This window comes from Pseudomonas sp. JV414 (assembly GCF_032424305.1).
Lineage (GTDB): Bacteria > Pseudomonadota > Gammaproteobacteria > Pseudomonadales > Pseudomonadaceae > Aquipseudomonas > Aquipseudomonas lini.
The window spans coordinates 543,054-562,469 of record NZ_VYKC01000009.1 but is presented as its reverse complement, the minus strand read 5'-3'; the positions used below and the strand labels follow the sequence as shown (position 1 = coordinate 562,469).

At 58.3% G+C, this 19,416-nt stretch carries 19 protein-coding genes and 1 tRNA gene; 12 read left to right on the top strand and 8 right to left on the bottom strand.

Going from position 1 to position 19,416, the window contains the following annotated elements; translation table 11 throughout:
* The first annotated feature begins 1 nt into the window (after nt 1).
* Genes pgaB through pgaD form a run of 3 tightly spaced genes read left to right on the top strand, consistent with a single transcriptional unit; the run spans nt 2 to nt 3,883 of the window.
* The gene (gene pgaB / locus F6R97_RS13515; RefSeq protein ID WP_050682825.1) at nt 2-2,002 is read left to right on the top strand and encodes a poly-beta-1,6-N-acetyl-D-glucosamine N-deacetylase PgaB; all 2,001 of its coding nucleotides are present in this window, start codon (nt 2-4) and stop codon (nt 2,000-2,002) included.
* A gap of 1 nt (nt 2,003) precedes the next feature.
* On the top strand, nt 2,004-3,359 hold the full coding sequence (pgaC, locus tag F6R97_RS13510) for a poly-beta-1,6-N-acetyl-D-glucosamine synthase (RefSeq protein WP_038978426.1): 1,356 nt from the start codon (nt 2,004-2,006) through the stop codon (nt 3,357-3,359).
* The gene (pgaD, locus tag F6R97_RS13505; RefSeq protein ID WP_315866670.1) at nt 3,356-3,883 is read left to right on the top strand and encodes a poly-beta-1,6-N-acetyl-D-glucosamine biosynthesis protein PgaD; all 528 of its coding nucleotides are present in this window, start codon (nt 3,356-3,358) and stop codon (nt 3,881-3,883) included. The genes pgaC and pgaD overlap by 4 nt, the downstream gene beginning before the upstream one ends.
* A 128-nt stretch (nt 3,884-4,011) precedes the next feature.
* Here the strand turns inward: pgaD and F6R97_RS13500 are convergent, their stop codons facing one another.
* Complete coding sequence (locus tag F6R97_RS13500) at nt 4,012-5,541, bottom strand: apoptosis inducing factor family protein (protein ID WP_048395988.1); 1,530 nt, start codon at nt 5,539-5,541, stop codon at nt 4,012-4,014.
* 139 nt (nt 5,542-5,680) lie between these two features.
* Between F6R97_RS13500 and F6R97_RS13495 the strand changes: the two genes are divergently transcribed.
* The 6 genes from F6R97_RS13495 (at nt 5,681) to F6R97_RS13470 (ending at nt 9,715) form a co-directional block, all read left to right on the top strand.
* A complete protein-coding gene (locus tag F6R97_RS13495; protein WP_048395989.1) occupies nt 5,681-6,241 on the top strand; it encodes a YbhB/YbcL family Raf kinase inhibitor-like protein in 561 nt (186 codons plus the stop codon).
* A gap of 87 nt (nt 6,242-6,328) precedes the next feature.
* A complete protein-coding gene (locus F6R97_RS13490) occupies nt 6,329-8,047 on the top strand; it encodes a vWA domain-containing protein (protein WP_050682823.1) in 1,719 nt (572 codons plus the stop codon).
* Nucleotides 8,048-8,064: 17 nt separating this feature from the next.
* Entirely contained in the window at nt 8,065-8,646 is a 582-nt protein-coding gene (locus tag F6R97_RS13485; RefSeq protein ID WP_050682822.1) for an RNA polymerase sigma factor, read from the top strand.
* Entirely contained in the window at nt 8,643-9,263 is a 621-nt protein-coding gene (locus F6R97_RS13480; RefSeq protein WP_315866669.1) for a hypothetical protein, read from the top strand. The genes F6R97_RS13485 and F6R97_RS13480 overlap by 4 nt, the downstream gene beginning before the upstream one ends.
* Before the next feature lie 21 nt (nt 9,264-9,284).
* Complete coding sequence (locus F6R97_RS13475) at nt 9,285-9,551, top strand: hypothetical protein (RefSeq protein ID WP_315866668.1); 267 nt, start codon at nt 9,285-9,287, stop codon at nt 9,549-9,551.
* Nucleotides 9,548-9,715 carry a hypothetical protein gene (locus tag F6R97_RS13470; protein ID WP_253547304.1) on the top strand — a complete coding sequence of 56 codons (168 nt, stop codon included), beginning with the start codon at nt 9,548-9,550 and terminating at the stop codon, nt 9,713-9,715. The genes F6R97_RS13475 and F6R97_RS13470 overlap by 4 nt, the downstream gene beginning before the upstream one ends.
* Before the next feature lie 65 nt (nt 9,716-9,780).
* Here F6R97_RS13470 and F6R97_RS13465 read toward each other — a convergent pair whose 3' ends face one another.
* The 4 genes from F6R97_RS13465 to F6R97_RS13450 form a co-directional block, all read right to left on the bottom strand.
* A complete protein-coding gene (locus F6R97_RS13465) occupies nt 9,781-10,074 on the bottom strand; it encodes a DUF3077 domain-containing protein (protein WP_315866667.1) in 294 nt (97 codons plus the stop codon).
* A gap of 567 nt (nt 10,075-10,641) precedes the next feature.
* Nucleotides 10,642-11,190, bottom strand: coding sequence for a hypothetical protein (locus F6R97_RS13460; protein ID WP_315866666.1), 549 nt, complete (start codon nt 11,188-11,190; stop codon nt 10,642-10,644).
* A 124-nt stretch (nt 11,191-11,314) separates the two neighbouring features.
* Nucleotides 11,315-11,899, bottom strand: coding sequence for a dCTP deaminase domain-containing protein (locus F6R97_RS13455; RefSeq protein WP_315866665.1), 585 nt, complete (start codon nt 11,897-11,899; stop codon nt 11,315-11,317).
* A gap of 6 nt (nt 11,900-11,905) precedes the next feature.
* Nucleotides 11,906-12,172, bottom strand: coding sequence for a hypothetical protein (locus F6R97_RS13450; RefSeq protein ID WP_315866664.1), 267 nt, complete (start codon nt 12,170-12,172; stop codon nt 11,906-11,908).
* Nucleotides 12,173-12,729: 557 nt separating this feature from the next.
* Here F6R97_RS13450 and F6R97_RS13445 point away from each other — a divergent pair.
* Entirely contained in the window at nt 12,730-13,170 is a 441-nt protein-coding gene (locus F6R97_RS13445) for a hypothetical protein (protein ID WP_315866663.1), read from the top strand.
* 201 nt (nt 13,171-13,371) lie between these two features.
* Here the strand turns inward: F6R97_RS13445 and F6R97_RS13440 are convergent.
* Nucleotides 13,372-13,448 (bottom strand) — tRNA-Arg (locus F6R97_RS13440).
* Between the two features lie 349 nt (nt 13,449-13,797).
* Here F6R97_RS13440 and gabD point away from each other — a divergent pair.
* The gene (gene gabD / locus F6R97_RS13435) at nt 13,798-15,240 is read left to right on the top strand and encodes an NADP-dependent succinate-semialdehyde dehydrogenase (protein WP_038978451.1); all 1,443 of its coding nucleotides are present in this window, start codon (nt 13,798-13,800) and stop codon (nt 15,238-15,240) included.
* A 189-nt stretch (nt 15,241-15,429) separates the two neighbouring features.
* A complete protein-coding gene (gabT, locus tag F6R97_RS13430) occupies nt 15,430-16,707 on the top strand; it encodes a 4-aminobutyrate--2-oxoglutarate transaminase (RefSeq protein ID WP_008068635.1) in 1,278 nt (425 codons plus the stop codon).
* A gap of 230 nt (nt 16,708-16,937) precedes the next feature.
* Here gabT and F6R97_RS13425 read toward each other — a convergent pair whose 3' ends face one another.
* On the bottom strand, nt 16,938-17,927 hold the full coding sequence (locus F6R97_RS13425; protein WP_038978452.1) for a GGDEF domain-containing protein: 990 nt from the start codon (nt 17,925-17,927) through the stop codon (nt 16,938-16,940).
* A gap of 271 nt (nt 17,928-18,198) precedes the next feature.
* Nucleotides 18,199-19,383 carry a delta-9 fatty acid desaturase DesA gene (desA, locus tag F6R97_RS13420; RefSeq protein ID WP_048395994.1) on the bottom strand — a complete coding sequence of 395 codons (1,185 nt, stop codon included), beginning with the start codon at nt 19,381-19,383 and terminating at the stop codon, nt 18,199-18,201.
* Nucleotides 19,384-19,416 lie beyond the last annotated feature (33 nt).

Genomic DNA, 19,416 nt, shown 5'->3' with positions numbered 1-19,416 from the left:
GATGCCTTTTATTTCGCGTTTCATCCTTCTGCTGGGAGCGCTGTTGATCAGCGCCTGCGCCCAGCAAGCCCCGGCCTTCGCACCGCCGTCCGAACGCCCGGTGTCGGCCAATGAAAAGCCGTGGCCGAAAAACCACGTGCTCGGGATCTCTTACCACGATGTCGAAGACCGTGACCCCGATCAGGCGGTAGTGGCCGTGCGCACCGAGCGCCTGCTCGAGCAACTGGCATGGCTGCGGGAGAACAACTACAAGCCGGTTACCGTCGACCAAGTCATGGCGGCTCGCAACGGCGGCCCTGAACTGCCACCACGGGCGATCATGCTGAGTTTCGACGATGGCTATTCGAGCTTCTACACTCGCGTGTTGCCAGTGCTGCGCGCCTATAACTGGCATGCCTTGCTGGCGCCGGTCGGGGTGTGGATCGATACGCCGCTGAACCAGCCGGTGGATTTCGCCGGTACACCACGCAAGCGTTCGGACTTCCTGACCTGGGAGCAGATCCGCGAGATTTCCCGATCCGGTCTGGTGGAAATCGCCGCCCACACCGACGCCAGCCACAAAGGCGTGTTGGCCAACCCGCAAGGCAACCTGCAACCGGCGGCCGCCACTCGGCGTTATGACGCTGCAACCGGCCGCTATGAAACCGAAGCCCAATTCCAGGCCCGGATGCGCGCCGACGTGGCGGCCATCTCGGAGAAGATCCGCAAGGTCACCGGTTACAAACCGCGTGTCTGGGTCTGGCCATACGGCGCGGCGGACGGCACCTCGCTGCAAGTGGTCAACGAACAGGGTTATCAGATGGCCCTGACCCTGCAAGACGGCCTCGATTCTCTCGACAACCTGATGAGCAGCCCGCGCTTTTTGGTGGCCTCGGACCCGAATGGCGAACACTTCGCCAACAGCATCGTCTCGGTGCAGGCCGAATCGCCGATGCGCGTGGTGCATGTGGACCTGGACAACGTCTACGACGCGGACCCGGCCCAACAGGAAATCAACCTCGGCAAACTGATCCAGCGCATGGCCGACATGGGCGCCAATACGGTGTTCCTGCAAGCCTTCGCCGACCCAGCGGGCGATGGCCTGGTGCATTCGCTGTACTTCCCCAACCGGCACCTGCCGGTGCGCGCCGACCTCTTCGACCGCGTGGCCTGGCAGTTGCGTACTCGGGCTAACGTCAAGGTCTTCGCGTGGATGCCGGTGCTGAGTTTTGCCCTGGACTCGAAGTTGCCACGAGTCACTCGCTGGGACCCGAAAACCGCTACCACGTCGATCGATCCGGATCAGTACAAGCGCTTGTCGCCATTCGATCCAAATGTGCGGCGCATCATCGGTGAAATCTACGAAGACGTGGCACGCCTGACCTCGGTCGACGGCATCCTCTATCACGATGATGCGGTGCTGTCGGACTTCGAAGACGCCGGGCCTGAAGCCCTGAAGGTCTATGCCGCCAACGGTCTGCCCGGTTCGATCGCCACCCTGCGCGACGATCCGGCTACCCTGCAACGCTGGACGCGGTTCAAGAGCCGCTACCTGATCGATTTCACTCACGAACTGACCGCCAAGGTCCGCGCCATTCGTGGCCCGCAAGTGAAAACGGCACGCAATATTTTCGCCGAGCCGATGCTCAACCCCGAGAGCGAAGCCTGGTTCGCGCAGAACCTCGACGACTTCCTGGGCGCCTACGACTGGACGGCGCCGATGGCCATGCCACTCATGGAAAAACAGAGTCTCCAGCAATCCGGCCCCTGGCTCGAAACGCTGGTGGCGACGGTGAAATCGCGCCCCGGCGCACTCGACCGCACGGTGTTCGAATTGCAGGCCCGCGACTGGACGAAAAACGACGCCGACGCCGACATCGACGGCGCACAGTTGGCTGACTGGATGGGCCGCCTCAAGCGTCAGGGCGCTACCAGTTTCGGCTATTACCCGGACAATTTCCTCGAGAACCAGCCGGACCTGAAAACCGTGCGGCCCGCGCTCTCCAACAAGTGGAACCCATAACATGCTGGACAGACTTTTAGCCCTGCTGGTTCTGGCGATCGTCCTTGGGGTTCCCCTCGGGCTGATCTTTCTGCTCACCGGGCAATTCCTGATGGACTTCGTGTTCTTTTATCCACTGTTCATGTCGGGACTGTGGATTGCCGGCGGCCTGTATTTCTGGCTGCACTGGGAGCGGCACTGGCCGTGGCAGGACGACACTTTGCCGCCACCGCTGGCCGGCGAGCCGCTGATCTCGATCCTGATCCCTTGCTACAACGAAGGCGACAACGCAGCCGATACCATCCACGCGGCGCTGGCCCAGCATTACCCGAACATCGAAGTGATCGCGATAAACGACGGCTCCAAGGACAACACTGCCGCGGTGCTCGATGCACTGGCATTGCAGGATCCGCGTCTGCGGGTGCTGCACCTGGCGGAGAACCAGGGCAAGGCCGTGGCCCTGCGCATGGGTGCCATTGCGGCGCGCAGCGAATATCTGGTGTGCATCGACGGTGACGCGCTGCTGGCGCCGAACACCGCGGCGTATCTGGTGGCGCCGATGCTCGACAATGCGCGACTGGGCGCCGTGACCGGCAACCCACGAATCCGCACCCGTTCGACCTTGATCGGCCGCGTGCAGGTCGGCGAGTTCTCGTCGATCATCGGCCTGATCAAGCGCACCCAACGGGTATTCGGACGGATCTTTACCGTCTCCGGGGTGATCGTCGCTTTCCGTCGCACCGCACTGAACCGGGTCGGCTACTGGAGCCCGGACATGATCACCGAAGACATCGACATCAGCTGGAAGCTGCAACTGGATCACTGGAGCATTTTCTACGAGCCCCGCGCGTTGTGCTGGATCCTCATGCCGGAAACCCTCGGCGGCCTGTGGAAGCAGCGTCTGCGCTGGGCCCAGGGCGGCGCCGAGGTGCTGTTCAAGAACATCCGTGGCATCTGGCAATACCGTCATCGTTACCTCTGGCCGCTGCTGTTCGAATACTGCCTGTCCACCGGCTGGGCGTTCACCTTTCTGCTGTCGGTGATTTTTTGGGGCGTCGGCAAATTCGTCGAAATGCCGCCAGCCATTGCCGTCGATCACCTGATGCCGCCGGCGTTTACCGGTCTGCTATTGGCGGTGGTCTGCCTGGTGCAGTTCGCGGTCAGCATCCTGATCGACCGCCGTTATGAAAAGGGCCTGGGCAAGACCATGTTCTGGGTGGTCTGGTATCCGCTGGTGTTCTGGCTTATCAGCTTGTTCACCACCCTGGTCAGTTTTCCCAAAGTGCTGTTCGGCCAACATCAGAAGCGCGCGCGCTGGGTCAGCCCGGACCGGGGCATCAAGCCGCTGAATGACGATGAAGAGGAAATCATCAAATGAAAATCATCAGAACCCGGCAGCGGCCCTTTCTGGTCGTGATCGATGTTTTTCTCACCGTGCTCGCCTGGGTAGGTCTGCTGTATCTACTGGCGCGGGGTTTGTGGCCGTTGATCGATACCCATGACGGCCCGCGCATTGATGCGTCATTTTTCGACGCCCTCGGCACGTTGCAGATTTACCTGTGGGTGGCGTTGTTGAATGCGGTGATCCTGATCACGTGGGCGCGTTATCAACAGCGCAAAAGCAAGAGCTTCGCCCAGCGCCGTTTGCCGGCGCCGGTGGTGGATGATCAGGGGCTCAGCAAAAGCTTCAAGCTGACCGGCGACCGCTTGGCGAAATTGCGCACGCCGGGCTCGATGACCATTCATAACGATCAGGATGGTGATGTCAGCCATGTTGTTACGCATTACTTCCCGGTCGACCCGGCCGAGCTGCCGCCGCCTTTGGCGCCGCTGGAGCATCCGTTCGTGATTCGCTTACCGGCCGAAGATGACGACAATCGAGAGCCGATAAGCATCGCTTGACCCGCTCTTTGTAGGAGCTGCCGCAGGCTGCGATCTTTTGATTTTCAGCGGTTTCGAAAATGCCAAAGATCAAAAGATCGCAGCCTGCGGCAGCTCCTACGAGGGGAACGGAGGATTGGAGAGATCGGTCAGGCAAAATCCCGAATCAGGCGCCAGGCCTCATCCACCGACAGCGGTTGTTTCATTCGTTCGGCGAGCATCGCCATGGTCCGTTCCTGATCGCAGGCAACGGCCGCCGCCACCACGCCGTTCTTGCCGAACAGGCCGATAAACGGTGGATGGTCAGGATCGCCCTTGAACTCGACTTCGTCCCAGGCCTCGGCGTGTCCGAGGTAGTCGTAATTTTTGCCGAAGTGCCAGGTCCAGAAATACGGTACATCGAGGTAGCGCTCGTCACCGCCGAGCATATTCGCCGCTGCAATTCGCGCCTGTTGCTGGGCCAGGCGCCAATGCTCGATCCGTTGCGGCTGGCCGTTGAGCGGGAAGGTCGCGATGTCGCCGACGGCCCAGAGCCCATCGGTCACGCGCATCCCGCCATCCACCTTCAGAGACTGATCCTTTTCTTTTGGCAGATCAGCAAACGGGGTCGTTGCCGGGGTGACGCCAATGCCGACCAACACCAGATCTGCCGGCAAGCGCTGACCGTTATCCAGCAGCACCGCTTCGACCTTGCCTGTGCCTTCGATCTGCGCGGCTTCGCCATCCGTATGAAACACCACGCCGTTGACCTCGTGCAGGGCACGAATTGCCTTGCCGACAGCTTCGCCGAATTGCGCCTGGAAAGGGATGGCATGGCGGGCCAGGACGGTGACGTCCAGGCCGTACTGACGCAGGGATGAAGCGGACTCCAGGCCAATGAAGCTGTCGCCGACAATCACTGCTCGTTGACCGGGTTTTGCAGTCGTCAGAATCTGCTGCGCCTGTGCCCTCGAGCGCAGCACGAACACCTGCGGCAGATCAGCGCCCGGCAGCGACAGGGATTTGGGTATGCCACCGGTGGCGATCACGGCGGCGTCATAGTTCAACGATTGACCATCGGCCAGGCGCAGGGCACGGTTCGGTGCATCCAGGCCCATTACATCGCTGTTTATCCGTTCAATGCGCTGTTCGCTATAAAAGCTTTCATCGCGCAGCGGCGGCACTTCGTCCGGCGGCATCTCCCCGGCAATCACGAATTTGCTCAATACCGTACGGTCGTAACCGGCCTCGGGCTCACGGTCGATCAACAACACCCGGCCGCCGAAACCTTTCTCCCGCAACGCCGCCGCACAAGCCGTACCTGCGGCACCGGCACCGATGATCACAAAGGTCCGCTTATCGTCCGCCGGCGGGCTGCTGGGAGTAGGCATCGGCTGGTCGTCGACCCAGACCTCATCGTCGCGGATTTCAAGCGGGTAGCGTCGCAGACTGTCCAGCGACGGTGGCTCGCATAACGCGCCATCTTCGAGCCGGTACGCCGCCTTGTGCCACGGGCAGATCAGTCGTCCCTCACACAGCGCACCTTTGGCCAAGGGAGCCCCGGCGTGGGGACATTTGCCCTGATAGGCGCGCAATTGATCGCCGACCCGCAGCAAGACGATTTTCGTCTTATCGATCCGGACTTCAAGGCCACGGTCTTGGGGCACATCGGCGAAACGGGCGACGCGATGCAGTGCCATGATCGATCTCCAGGGAGGTGTTTCACTTAAGAGTTTGGCGCCTATTCCCAGGTTCAGCCAATTCCCGCTGCCACCGCACGAACGGTCCGGCTATAGTTTGCCAGCCGACCACGGCCCCACCCGCACAAGGTGCTCCGGTATGACCCGATTGACCTCTTTGAACCCTTGGCTGGCGGCCGTTGCAGTCGCCCTTTGCGTGCAGTTTCCGGCACAGGCCCAGGAGCGTTTCACCCTCAGCATTCCCGGTGTTTCGGACAATCGCCTGTTCACTTCGGCGGCGGCCAGCGATGCCAGCGGTTGTGGCGGTAAGAACCAATCCCCGGCCCTGAGCTGGAACGCCGGCCCCCCGGGCACTCTCAGCTACGCCATCGTCATGCACGACCCGGACGGCCAGAAAGGCCTTGGCGTTGATCACTGGATTCATTACGGCATCAAGGCCACCACGCGGCAGATTCCGGCCGGTGTCGGCGCCAAATCCGCCCTCGAAGGCGTGGGCGGCAGCAACAGCAAAGGCACCACCAGCTACATAGGCCCTTGCCCGCCCATTGGCGACAGCTCCCATCACTACCTCATTCAGCTTTACGCCCTGGACCTGGCGCCAGACGCCTTGCCCGCCGGCCTGACCCGCGCGCAGTTGATGGAACAAATCAAAGGCCATGTGCTGAAAAACAGCAGTGTGGTGCGGCGTTATCACCGCTGAAGATTATTCACTTCGGCTTAACCCGAACTGATCGGGCTGTCCGTCTCAGAGGATGAATGAGTCAATTTCCTCCTGAGGTCAGCCCCCATGTCCCTCCCACTGTATTACTTGCGCCCGGCCGCCCAGGGTTTCGCCGCCGGGTTGTTGCTGGCCATCGCCGGTTGCGGCGCTTCATCCACGTCTGATCCGGCGGTGGTTGCGCCCCCGGCTCAAGGTGAGCTGAAAACTGAAGCGTTGGTGCGTGAGGCGGCCATGGCGGACACCGCGCAGGCCAAACGCAGCGCGCGACCGGCACCGTCGGCCGCTTTCTCGCCCATGCCGGCCGGTGAAGTTTATCCACAGGGCTATCGGGATGAGCAGCGGGAGCAATATCAGGCGCTGGCCGATAACCCGATCCACAGCGTGACCGAGGCGCCGGTCTCGACCTTCAGCGCCGATGTCGATACTGGCGCTTACGCCAATGTCCGGCGCTTGCTCAATCAGGGGCGCTTGCCTCCCGAAGGGGCGGTGAGGCTGGAAGAACTGGTCAATTACTTCCCCTACGATTACGCCTTGCCCACCGATGGCTCGCCATTCGGCGTGACCACCGAGCTGGCGCCGTCGCCCTGGAACCCGCATACCCGCTTGCTGCGCATCGGCATCAAGGCATCTGATCGCGCAGTGGCGGAACTGGCTCCGGCGAATCTGGTGTTTCTGGTGGACGTCTCCGGCTCGATGGACCGGCGCGAAGGTTTGCCCATGGTCAAAAGCACGCTGAAATTGCTGGTCGATCAATTGCGCGAGCAGGACCGGGTTTCGCTGGTGGTGTATGCCGGAGAATCTCGCGTGGTACTGGAGCCGACTTCCGGACGGGAAAAAGCGAAAATTCGTACCGCGATCGATCAATTGACCGCAGGCGGCTCGACCGCCGGAGCGTCGGGTATCGAACTGGCCTATCAAATGGCCCAACAGGCGTTTATCCCCAAAGGCATCAACCGCATCCTGCTGGCCACCGACGGTGACTTCAACGTCGGCATCAGCGACTTCGACAGCCTCAAGCAAATGGCTGTGGATAAACGCAAGACCGGCGTGTCCCTGACCACCCTGGGTTTTGGTGTGGATAACTACAATGAACACCTGATGGAACAACTGGCCGACGCTGGCGATGGCAACTATGCCTACATCGATAATCTGCGCGAGGCGCGCAAAGTACTGGTGGATCAGCTCGGCTCGACCCTCGCAGTAGTGGCGAAAAACGTGAAGCTGCAGGTGGAGTTCAACCCGGCGCAGGTCAGCGAATATCGGCTGCTGGGTTATGAGAATCGCGCCTTGAAGCGTGAGGATTTCAGCAACGACAAAGTCGACGCCGGAGAAATCGGCGCAGGGCATACGGTGACGGCGTTGTACGAAATTGTGCCCAAGGGCGAGAAGGGCTGGCTGGAACCGCTGCGGTATGGCAATTCCGGGGCCGATGTTTCCGTAAAAAACGGGGAAATGGCGATGCTGCGGGTGCGTTATCAGTTGCCGGAAGGTGGGAATAGTCGCTTGATCGAGCGGCCAATACTGAATGGTGAGGCCGGCAAGCTTTCGACCGCCAGCGATGACCTGAGATTTGCCGCCGCCGTTGCCGCATTTTCTCAGCAACTCAAGGACGGGCGTTATACCGGTAATTTCAACCTCAAAGACACCGAAGCCCTGGCCCGTGGCGCACGGGGTGATGATCAATTCGGCCTGCGCAGTGAATTCGTGCAATTGGTGGAGTTGGCGCAGAGCCTGCGAACCCCGACCGCCTCCAATCAACAGCCCAACGACAACCGGATAGAGTGAAAGAGGCCAGCGCTGACATGTCCGATCCTGAAATCAGCTCAGCCGCCAGCAGCGACGAATCGCTGCTGGCGCGCTACCGCTCCGGCGACGGGCCGGCGTTCGAAGTTTTGTACGCCCGTCATCGCCAGGGCCTTTATCGATTCCTCCTCGGCCTCAGCGGCAAACCCGAACTGGCCGAAGAGGTGTATCAGGAAACCTGGCTGAGCCTGATCCGCAGCACCAGTCAGCCACAAGGCCGGGCGAACTTTCGTACCTGGCTCTACCAGATTGCCCGCAATCGACTGATCGATCACTGGCGCAAACACGGAATCCACAACCCCTTGCACGACAGCTATGACGAACAAACCCACGCCCTGATCGATGACGCGGCCGACCCCGAACAACTGCTGAGCCTGAGCCGCGATGGTCAACGCCTCGAAGCCGCCCTGCAAACCCTGCCCGCCGACCAGCGCGAAGTGTTCCTGCTGCGCGCCCACGGCGACCTCGACCTGCCGCAGATCGCCACCCTCACCGAAACACCGCTGGAAACCGTCAAAAGTCGCTTGCGCTACGCCCAGCAAAAACTGCGTCGGCTGCTGGCCGAGGAGGTACTGACATGACTGACGCCAAACAGACACCACCATCGCATGACGATGAAGTGCTCAAGCATTTTCGCGATCACAGCAGCGGTGAACCGCCGGCGCATCTCGACGCCTTCATCCTGGCCACTGCGCATCGCGAAGCCCCCGCACCGAAGCCGAACCTGTGGCAACGCTGGCTCCGCGCCTGCCAGCAACCCCGCTGGCAAGTGGCATTCGCCAGCCTCGTCGGCGTGGCCCTGATGCTGGCACTGGTGCAACGCACGCCGGAACAGCTGCCGAGCTATGACTTCGCCCCTGCGCCCAAAGCGTCTGCACCCGCCGCCAAACCGGAAGCCGCTGTTCGCTCCCAGGCTGCACCGGCCGGCGCGATCTCCGCTCCCGAACCTGCTGCACCCATGGCGGAGTTTTCTGCACCGATGCAGCGCGAGTCGATCAATAGCGAAATGGCGGACGAAGCCAAAGTCAGCAAACGCTTAGCCGCGCCGGCCAAGTCACTGGATGATCAATTACGTGAAGTGATACGCCTGCAAGAGACCGGTCAAAGCCAAGCCGCCGAGGCGCTGCTGACGACACTGCACAAACGCTACCCCAAGGAAAACCTCACCGCCCGACTCAAGGATTTGCAGAAGAAATGAGGTGAGACGCGGTCGGCAAATTTGGCATCGACACCCGAAAGCGCGCACTATCAGCTCATAGCCGATGCGTTGGAGGATGCCGTGGCACAAAAAATCGACCGCATCGCCCAAATGCTCAACTGCCCGGTCAAGGGTGAGGAATTGCGGCGAGCAGTGACTGAGAGTCGTAAGGAGTTTCTTCTGGCGAAACAGGCAGAAGAAGCGCTTGAGGAAGACGTTCTTGATGATGAAGTGGTCGAGGACGAAGAGGATGATGATTACGACGAGTTTGATTGGACGACAGAATGAAAAAAACCTATCAGCAGCAATTTGATCGGTTACGGGTCGCAGAAATACGTGAATCTATTGCCGTCAGCCGTAATGACCCACGTCCGGCAATTCCTGCCGAAACAGTGTTTGCCGAGCTTGATGCGCTCATTAATGAGGTTGAAGCAGAGCGTAGCCGCCCTTGAAAACACTCACTCAAAAATTGCAGGCCCCGAAAAATCGGGGCCTGCTTTTTTTGGGTGCGTTGCCGCTATTCTGCGGCTTGTTGCGTCGTCGACTGCGGTGGTCGCGTCAAAACTTTCACCACATCATCAATCACTGCTTTGCCCATCGCCGTAAAATAGTGCGCGGCCCACGCATGGCGGTCAGTGTCTTTCGAGTAAGCAGCATCCTCAGCAAACGACTTGGCCAGGAACAACAGGTCAGACGCCTGCGCCAACGCTTCGCTGATGGGCACACCACCATTCACTCGAAACAGCGGTTCAACAGAGCAGTAGTGGAAGGGTGTGAAGCCGATGGTTTTTTGTTCTGATTGGTCAGACATTGTCACCTCCATTGGCGGAGGTGCGGTGGAAGCATGATTCAAGATAGCGTTGAGGGGTGAACCGAATTTCGTACGGATTTGTATTGCGCATGGTCTAGCTCCTTGACGAGGAACTGCCACTTTTTCGTTACCAAGCGAATGGGTGGCAGCTGTGCGCAGGTTGGTAAACCGGGAGTCAAGGAATCCGGCACGCCCGAAGACGTCCCACGCACAGCCGCCATAGCTCAAAATTGCGGGCATAAAAAAACGCCTGCAAATCTAATGGGGGCGCTGTTGCGCTTAACTCTCGGGTTACCAAGCCCGGTCGCTGAATTGGCAGCGACGGCAGAAGGGTAACGCGCAGGCTGATCTCCTGCAACCTTCGAGAGTCGTAAGGATTTTCTGCTGAGTTAGTCGGAAGAAGAGGACGTTGATGACTACGACTTCGAGGAGGATTGGGAATGGGGCGGCGATCTTGACTGGGTGACAGTATGAGAAAACCACTTCGGCGGTTTTGATCAATCCCCAGCAGCTCGCCCTGAGGCAGTCACGAAGCTCTGAGAGATTTGGCCTATCGTCGATAGATACTCAAAATATCAGATTCCTTTCCTCATACTTCTCTCCTGACCGGTAGTACTCAATGAGACATACCCTATGCTGTCGGTTCAACTCGATGTAGACACCAAGAATGTAGCCGCAGACATGCTCGGGTAAAATGACACCGTCGTAGCTCCACACATCGTCGTAGGTGGTTTTGGTTAGGGCACGAAGACGCTCTCTGTCGTTTTCCTTGTCTTCATCCCGAGCCTCTCGCTTCTTCACTTCGATAGCGATGAGATTATCCTGGGCAGTATTTTGACCTCGACTATGTAGAATTAGATCGCAGTTAATCGTGACGACCTTCGCCTTCCGGTCAAGAATGGTCTTAATCCTTCCATTCTGCTTTCTGTTGTACTCGGTATCGGCAAAGTAACCTTTGAGCCCATATGCGTCGGCTACTCGCTGCATGTATACAGCCATCCTTCCGCAATTATTGCGCTCATTGACTCCATCTAGAACCTCTTGAGTCTCATATGTAAAGAATTCGTCAAGTGTTTCTCCGAATATAGTGAGAAGTAAATCAAGTTCTGCGGCCATATGAAATCCTTAGGTATGCAGCTCTAAGGCCAGAGTTAAACTGCGCCATGAAATAAACAGTGCTAGGGCTCACTTCAAGACTAGCGTAGACAAGGTTATAGGGCTATCCCCTCATATCTACTACTTAGGGGTTAGTATTGCCGACAGCATTGCTTTGCCCGTGAAACTGGCTTGGAGCACCGGAAGGCAGCCCTTTTACCTCCTCAATGATTAACTGGCAGACATACATCTCTGGAGTCAATAATAGCTTGTTAATTCCCAGGTTTATGATTTCTAGCGTAATGGAACCACGAAATCCTGCGTGAATAGTGGGTGCTGTAAAGTGAACGAGAATTCCGCATCTTGCGAGGGAGCTTTTCCCTTCGACACGAGCGCTGTAGCAGATGCTAGAGGAGTTGAGCAACGGAAAGTCTACTACCTCCAAGGTTCTAGCCAGTACCAGTTTATTTGGGGATAGTGAGTAAGGCTGGCTTTGGGATATTTTAAAAGATTTTCCGTTCTTTGCGAGGTGCTGTGCGATTCCAGGAGTTGTTAGGTCTAGCTGCAAGGGGGTTGGAACTTGGTCCGGTTCGAATACCTCATCTCCGAGACGCAGATCAACTGCACTGGTATTGAACGGTGGTTTGGTTGGGTCTACACCGGCAATACCTCCTATTGTAAATAAGCCAGCATTCATGCAATTTATTATTTCCATATTGCTAAGAATCATAGCGACTCACTCCGATTGCAGCTCTATCCATCTTGATGCAGTCTGAAAGGTTTCCGTAGGTAAAAGAACTAAGTCCGTGCCTCGCTGCAAATCGCTGCTAATATGGATCGCCCGTAGCATCGTTTTGCCTGCTCTCTCCATGAGGAGTGTTTTGTCCGCAAATAAGCAGGCTTTACTACCATTCGCGAGAGTTATTTCGACAACAGATTCGGAGGAAAACATTCCTTCTGACGTAGTGACAGTAATCCAGCGATCTTTGTAATTGGTATTCATCCGCCTTCTCCTCGTGCACTCAACCCATCGTTCCTACAGCTATCGACATCTCATTAGTAGTCCAGATAACCAATTCTCGCCAGCATGTCTGTATTTCTTCTGTTTCTGAAAGCTGAAGTGTCCCGATGAAAATACTCGACCATCGACCATCGACCATCGACCATCGCGCTCCGTCGATCTTGACTGGACGACAGAGTGAACAATCGCTGTGGTGGTTTTTTGTGCGCCGTTTTTCAGTAGCAGTGGTACGGCACTGGGACATGCAGGATAGGCAAAAAAGTCTCAGACCCTAAGATCTGAGGCTTCTTGCTTCTACATATGGTGCTAGGAGTCCTTTGAACTGGAGGCTGTGGGACCCGATTTATATAGGGTTCATGGGGAGTGTTCGGTTAGGTATACGCGTAGGTATATACGACGCGGATTGCTAAACCTGAAAAGGGAGGAGTCTCCAAACCTGCTTCCGTCGCCTACTTCGCTGTGGCATGGCAGCAGTGGCGTTCTGCTGCTATACCGCACAAGAGCATATTCAGTGCCTCGTCAGATAAAAGGAGCTCACGATGAAGGTTCTTGCAGGGTTGGTTGGAGGTTTAATGTTAGCCATTCTTGTTTCGATGCTCGTAGTTATCGCAATCGCAGCATCGCCAACTGTTAGCGGATTGAAAGGAGTCATTGCTTTCTTCGTAACATGGATCATTGCAGTAGCCATAGCTGTTTACGCTCCCACTCCTGGCAAGGCATGGCGTCGACTTCTAATCGCCTCAGGCATCGCTGCATTCATGCTCCCCTTATCCGGTATCATTTTCACGGGTAGCCATATCGCCACCATTAGTGGCGCTCACTCGGGCGCGGAAGCGGCAGGAGCAGCCATCGGTGGCACCTTGGTGAGTGGCTTTCTAGGGTTTGTTGGCTTCTTCCTAGGAGTGATCTTCCTCATCATCGGCTTGTTAGTGGGGCGAGATAAGCAAATCGTCTACATTCAGCCGCCACCAAATTCATAAACAAGCCCAATTGAAGGCCGCTCCTCCACGATTTTTGTTTTGTATCGAGAATCAAGCCTTCGGAGCGATAAGAGTCGGCGATTGCCGATATTTTGCTTGCGGGTCGGATGCGGCTCTGCCAACTCCAGCCAGACGCCCTAAATATAGCGCCCACAAAAAAGCCCCAGACCCTAAGATCTGAGGCTTTCTCGTTTCTACGTATGGTGCACCAGGCGGGATTCGAACCCACGACCCCTGCCTTCGGAGGGCAGTACTCTATCCAGCTGAGCTACTGGTGCAATGCGGGCGCCATGATACTCATATGCGCTGCGGGCGTCCATGCTGCTGAATCGTCTGCCTTTTTCCAAAGCGTAACCTACGATTGCTACGCTGATCTGAAAAAATAGGCAAATGCGGCGTTTTCGTTCTTTTTTTCGAACAGCCTATTGTCCTTTACCCCCTTTGATCCTAGGATTCGTTTGAGATTTCAAACGCTCTTGTCTGGGTGCTGAACCGCACGAGTTCGATCAGTGCGCTATTTATGTGCTTCAGCCCGGTGAATGATTTCCCTGACGGCAGCCTATAAGGCGCCTTTCTATAATCATAATTCGCTCCGCGCGTGCCGCGGTGCTGTTAAGGAAAGCCGACATGCAGCTTAAAGACACCCAGTTGTTCCGCCAGCAAGCCTTTATCGATGGCGCTTGGGTCGATGCGGACAACGGTCAGACGATCAAGGTTAACAACCCGGCAACGGGCGAAATTCTGGGCACTGTGCCGAAAATGGGCGCTGCCGAAACCCGCCGTGCGATCGAAGCCGCAGACAAAGCGCTGCCGGCCTGGCGCGCACTGACCGCCAAGGATCGCGCGAACAAACTGCGTCGCTGGTTCGAGCTGATCATCGAGAACCAGGACGACCTGGCTCGCCTGATGACCCTGGAGCAGGGCAAGCCATTGGCTGAAGCCAAGGGCGAGATTGTTTACGCCGCTTCCTTTATCGAGTGGTTCGCTGAAGAAGCCAAGCGCATCTACGGTGACGTGATTCCGGGCCACCAGCCAGACAAGCGCCTGATTGTGATCAAGCAGCCGATCGGCGTGACCGCTGCGATCACCCCGTGGAACTTCCCGGCCGCGATGATCACCCGTAAAGCCGGCCCGGCCCTGGCCGCCGGTTGCACCATGGTGCTCAAGCCTGCTTCACAAACGCCGTTCTCTGCATTCGCCCTGGCTGAACTGGCTCATCGTGCCGGTATTCCGAACGGTGTGTTCAGTGTGGTGACCGGCAGCGCCGGCGACATTGGCAGCGAGCTGACCGGCAACCCGATCGTGCGCAAACTGTCGTTCACCGGCTCGACCGAAATCGGTCGTCAGTTGATGACCGAGTGCGCCAAGGACATCAAGAAAGTCTCGCTGGAACTGGGCGGCAACGCGCCGTTCATCGTGTTCGACGACGCGGACCTGGATAAGGCCGTCGAAGGCGCGATCATTTCCAAGTACCGCAACAACGGCCAGACCTGCGTCTGCGCCAACCGCCTGTACATTCAGGATTCGGTCTACGACGCGTTCGCCGAAAAACTGAAAGTGGCCGTGGCCAAACTCAAGATCGGCAACGGCCTGGAAGACGGCACCACTACTGGTCCGCTGATCGACGAAAAAGCCGTGGCCAAGGTTCAAGAGCACATTGCTGACGCCGTGAGCAAAGGCGCTACCGTGCTGGCGGGTGGCAAGAGCATGCAAGGCAACTTCTTCGAGCCGACCATCCTGACCAACGTGCCGAACAACGCTGCCGTGGCCAAGGAAGAAACCTTCGGTCCATTGGCGCCACTGTTCCGCTTCAAAGACGAAGCTGACGTGATCGCGATGTCCAACGACACCGAGTTCGGTCTGGCCTCGTACTTCTATGCTCGCGACCTGGGCCGTGTGTTCCGTGTGGCTGAAGCCCTGGAATACGGCATGGTCGGCGTCAACACCGGGTTGATCTCCAACGAAGTCGCGCCGTTCGGCGGCATCAAGGCGTCGGGCCTGGGCCGTGAAGGCTCCAAGTACGGCATCGAAGATTACCTGGAAATCAAATACCTCTGCCTGGGTATCTAAGCTCGGCCCGGCAAGGCATTGCTTCAAGCGCAAAGGGCACGAGAGCGCTGTCCCTTTGCGACGCTTCAAACGGAATTTTCTCTGTGGCCGGGAACGCTGTGGCAGTCGATCATCGCATGCTGCCGTAGTTGCCTCCCCGCCGCATTTTCCTTGAACCACACCGCCCGATGAGCGGTGAATGAGGACACTATGAGCAAGACTAACGCATCCCTGATGAAACGCCGCGAAGCCGCTGTACCGCGCGGTGTTGGCCAGATTCACCCGATCTTCGCCGAGTCCGCGAAGAACGCCACCGTGACCGACGTTGAAGGTCGCGAGTTCATCGACTTCGCCGGCGGTATCGCTGTGCTGAACACCGGTCACGTGCACCCGAAAATCATCGCCGCCGTCACCGAACAGCTGAACAAGCTGACCCACACCTGCTTCCAGGTCCTGGCTTACGAACCGTACGTGGAAGTGTGCGAAAAAATCAACGCCAAGGTGCCAGGTGATTTCGCCAAGAAAACCCTGCTGGTAACCACCGGCTCCGAAGCCGTGGAAAACTCCATCAAGATCGCCCGCGCCGCTACTGGCCGTGCCGGCGTGATCGCGTTCACCGGCGCTTACCACGGTCGCACCATGATGACTCTGGGCCTGACCGGTAAAGTCGTGCCTTACTCGGCCGGCATGGGCCTGATGCCAGGCGGCATCTTCCGCGCGCTGTACCCGAACGAGCTGCACGGTGTGAGCATCGACGACTCGATCGCCAGCATCGAGCGCATCTTCAAGAACGACGCCGAGCCGCGTGACATCGCGGCCATAATCATCGAGCCGGTTCAGGGCGAAGGTGGTTTCTACGTCGCGCCTAAAGAGTTCATGAAGCGTCTGCGCGCCCTGTGCGACCAGCACGGCATTCTGTTGATCGCTGACGAAGTGCAGACTGGCGCTGGCCGTACCGGCACTTTCTTTGCCATGGAACAGATGGGCGTTGCCGCCGACCTGACCACCTTCGCCAAATCCATCGCCGGCGGTTTCCCGTTGGCCGGTGTGTGCGGCAAGGCCGAATACATGGACGCTATCGCTCCAGGCGGCTTGGGCGGTACTTACGCCGGTAGCCCGATCGCTTGCGCCGCGGCCCTGGCCGTGATGGAAGTGTTCGAAGAAGAGCACCTGCTGGATCGCTGCAAAGCGGTCGGCGAGCGTCTGGTGACTGGCCTGAAAGCCATCCAGGCCAAGTACCCGGTCATCGGTGAAGTGCGTGCCCTGGGCGCGATGATCGCGGTCGAGCTGTTCGTCGACGGCGACAGCCACAAGCCGAACGCTGCTGCTGTGGCATCGGTTGTGGCCAAGGCGCGCGACAAGGGCCTGATCCTGCTGTCGTGTGGCACCTACGGCAACGTTCTGCGCGTACTGGTACCGCTGACCTCGCCGGACGAGCAACTGGACAAAGGCCTGGCGATCATCGAAGAGTGCTTCGCCGAGCTCTGATCCATTTGTGATCTGATCGACAAAAAACCCGCTTCGGCGGGTTTTTTTATTGCTCAAGATCGGATTGCCGGAATGGATGCGTTTGCGCAAAAAATAAGCTTTATGCAAAACCTTGTGGGAGCGGGCTTGCCCGCGATGAGGGTCTGACATTCAGCATTGATGTAGGCTGATAGTCCGCCATCGCGGGCAAGCCCGCTCCCACAAGTTTTGCGTTGAGTTTCTATTCGAGCTCAGCCAGAAATGATGCGGTTCTTGCCCTGGCGCTTGGCTTGGTACATCGCCGCATCGGCGCGGGCGAACAGGGTGTCGATGCTTTCATCCTCGTGTGTGAGACTGCTCAGGCCCTGGCTGACGGTGATGCCGAAGGTCTGGTCGTCATGGCTGAAGCTTAACCGCTGAATTTCCCGTTGCAGGCGCTCGGCCACTTGCATGGCCATGTCCGGTGCACAGCCGGGAAACACCGCTGCGAATTCCTCACCGCCGATCCGTCCGAACAGATCACCACGCCGCAGGGCCGCGCGACCACTCTCGGCGATGCGTTGCAGCACCTTATCGCCTTCCTGATGGCCGTAGGTGTCATTGACCACTTTGAAGTCATCGATGTCCAGCAGCAGGAACGCCATCGGCGCACCGTTCAGCCGCGCCTGCTCGAATTCACGATTAGCGCACTCGAAGAAGTGCCGGCGGTTGCTGCTTTGGGTCAATGCGTCGGTGCTGGCCAGATGTTGCAGCTCGGCTTCCATCTGCTTTTTTTCGGTGATGTCTTCGGCAATGCCGACGATGATCACCGGTTGGCCTGGCTCGGCCTGACGGTTGATGAAGCACTTGTCGCTGAGCCAGCGCACCTGGCCATCGGCGGCGATGATGCGGTACTCGCGGTCTTCAACGGCGCCTTTGATCAGCACTTGCGCGAGGCTACGCTCGGCGTAATCCAGATCGTCGGGATAGACGCTGTCGCGCCAGTGGTTGTAGTCCGACAGCAACAGGCCGGCGGGGCGGCCGAAAATCCGGTCATAGGCCGGGCTGACGTAGAGCACCTGACGGGTTTCCCAGTTGAATGCCCAAAGCACGGCGTTGACGCTGACCAGCAGCGAGCTGAACAGCTGTTCGCGTTCGCTCAGGCGTGCCACTTCACCCTGGGCATGCATCAGCGCCATCAGGGTTTGCGCGGCCTCGGGCCACTGTGGAAGGGATGTGTCTTGTAGGCTTTTATTAACCATCGGCACAAATCTCAAAGGGCGTGCCGCTATGTCGACAGCGGCCAAGAACAAAGCCCGCCTGGATGGCGAAGTGTCTTTGAGATAGGGGATTTGGAGCGAAGTTCCCGCTTGGGGGGAAGGGGCCCGCTGGGCGGTATGGCTGCTTGAATTGACGACGCGTTTTTACGGGTGAAACGCGTCGTCAGAGTTTGCGTCTGCTGCGCAGCCGAGCGGGAGCAAGCTCCCTCGCCACAGGCAAGCCCCTCCTCAGGGGCAAGCTGTTATCAGAGGATCAGGCGTTGGCAGGGCGCAGGGAGTAGGTTTTCAACTGGTCGGCGAAGTCACGCAGGGATTGAATCCCGCTGGCCTCGGCCTCGTGTACCCAATCCTTGATGGCAGCCAGCATGTCGTGACCATTTGAGCTGGTCTTGACCCAGATCTGTTGCAAGGCCAGGCGCTTCTCGTAAATTACCTTCAGCGCCTGGCTATGCTCGAGCATGGTCTGGATGCGCATATGGTGTTTTTCGTCCAGCAGGCTGGTTTCCCGCGAGAGCAAACGCTTGGCCCGGTAGAACTGGTGGCGGACCGAGTGATCGACCTTTTCCAGCTCTTGCTTGACCAGCGGCGCGATCACCAGCTTGCGGTACTGGGCCATGATCTGGAAGCGGTTGTTGAGGATCGCCATGGCGGTGTCCATGTCCAGGCTGCCTTTGCCTTCGACACGGTGGGCGATCGGCGCGACCCGCTGGACCTTGGCCAGACGCAGGAAGCTGAAGACCTGGATCCAGGCCCAGCCGAGGTCGAATTCCCACTTCTTCACCGACAGTTTGGCGGAGTTAGGGTAGGTGTGATGGTTGTTATGCAGTTCTTCGCCGCCGATCAGGATGCCCCAGGGCACCAGATTGGTTGCCGCATCGCGGCATTCGAAGTTGCGGTAGCCGATGGCATGGCCCAGGCCATTGACCACGCCGGCGGCCCACACCGGGATCCACATCATCTGGATGGCCCAGATGGTGATGCCGATGGTGCCGAACAGCAGCAGGTCGATGACGCCCATGATTGCCACGCCCAGCAGCGGGAAGCGGCTGTAGAGGTTGCGTTCGATCCAGTCTTCGGGACAGTTTTTGCCGTAGATGCGCAGGGTCTCGGGGTTTTCCGCTTCGGCGCGGTACAGCTCGGCGCCTTTGCGCAGAACGGTGGACAACCCCTTGATGACCGGGCTGTGCGGGTCATCGACGGTTTCGCATTTGGCGTGATGCTTGCGGTGGATAGCTGTCCACTCGCGGGTGTTCTGCGCCGTGGTCAACCACAGCCAGAAGCGGAAAAAATGTTTCAGGCCAGCATTGAGCTCGAGCGAGCGATGGGCTGAATAGCGATGCAGATAAACCGTGACGCCGACGATAGTCACGTGGGTCATCAGTAGGGTGACTGCCACCAGTGACCAGGGCGATAAGCCAAGAAAACCTTCGTACCACATAGCCTATAGGACCCTCGATAAAGAAAAAAACAG

What these genes read in the sequence shown, in the direction of transcription:
- pgaB (WP_050682825.1), top strand. Translation starts at nt 2, where the DNA reads ATGCCTTTTATTTCGCGTTTCATCCTTCTGCTGGGAGCGCTGTTGATC.
- pgaC (WP_038978426.1), top strand. Translation starts at nt 2,004, where the DNA reads ATGCTGGACAGACTTTTAGCCCTGCTGGTTCTGGCGATCGTCCTTGGG.
- pgaD (WP_315866670.1), top strand. Translation starts at nt 3,356, where the DNA reads ATGAAAATCATCAGAACCCGGCAGCGGCCCTTTCTGGTCGTGATCGAT.
- F6R97_RS13500 (WP_048395988.1), bottom strand. Translation starts at nt 5,541, where the DNA reads ATGGCACTGCATCGCGTCGCCCGTTTCGCCGATGTGCCCCAAGACCGT.
- F6R97_RS13495 (WP_048395989.1), top strand. Translation starts at nt 5,681, where the DNA reads ATGACCCGATTGACCTCTTTGAACCCTTGGCTGGCGGCCGTTGCAGTC.
- F6R97_RS13490 (WP_050682823.1), top strand. Translation starts at nt 6,329, where the DNA reads ATGTCCCTCCCACTGTATTACTTGCGCCCGGCCGCCCAGGGTTTCGCC.
- F6R97_RS13485 (WP_050682822.1), top strand. Translation starts at nt 8,065, where the DNA reads ATGTCCGATCCTGAAATCAGCTCAGCCGCCAGCAGCGACGAATCGCTG.
- F6R97_RS13480 (WP_315866669.1), top strand. Translation starts at nt 8,643, where the DNA reads ATGACTGACGCCAAACAGACACCACCATCGCATGACGATGAAGTGCTC.
- F6R97_RS13470 (WP_253547304.1), top strand. Translation starts at nt 9,548, where the DNA reads ATGAAAAAAACCTATCAGCAGCAATTTGATCGGTTACGGGTCGCAGAA.
- F6R97_RS13465 (WP_315866667.1), bottom strand. Translation starts at nt 10,074, where the DNA reads ATGTCTGACCAATCAGAACAAAAAACCATCGGCTTCACACCCTTCCAC.
- F6R97_RS13460 (WP_315866666.1), bottom strand. Translation starts at nt 11,190, where the DNA reads ATGGCCGCAGAACTTGATTTACTTCTCACTATATTCGGAGAAACACTT.
- F6R97_RS13455 (WP_315866665.1), bottom strand. Translation starts at nt 11,899, where the DNA reads ATGATTCTTAGCAATATGGAAATAATAAATTGCATGAATGCTGGCTTA.
- F6R97_RS13450 (WP_315866664.1), bottom strand. Translation starts at nt 12,172, where the DNA reads ATGAATACCAATTACAAAGATCGCTGGATTACTGTCACTACGTCAGAA.
- F6R97_RS13445 (WP_315866663.1), top strand. Translation starts at nt 12,730, where the DNA reads ATGAAGGTTCTTGCAGGGTTGGTTGGAGGTTTAATGTTAGCCATTCTT.
- gabD (WP_038978451.1), top strand. Translation starts at nt 13,798, where the DNA reads ATGCAGCTTAAAGACACCCAGTTGTTCCGCCAGCAAGCCTTTATCGAT.
- gabT (WP_008068635.1), top strand. Translation starts at nt 15,430, where the DNA reads ATGAGCAAGACTAACGCATCCCTGATGAAACGCCGCGAAGCCGCTGTA.
- F6R97_RS13425 (WP_038978452.1), bottom strand. Translation starts at nt 17,927, where the DNA reads ATGGTTAATAAAAGCCTACAAGACACATCCCTTCCACAGTGGCCCGAG.
- desA (WP_048395994.1), bottom strand. Translation starts at nt 19,383, where the DNA reads ATGTGGTACGAAGGTTTTCTTGGCTTATCGCCCTGGTCACTGGTGGCA.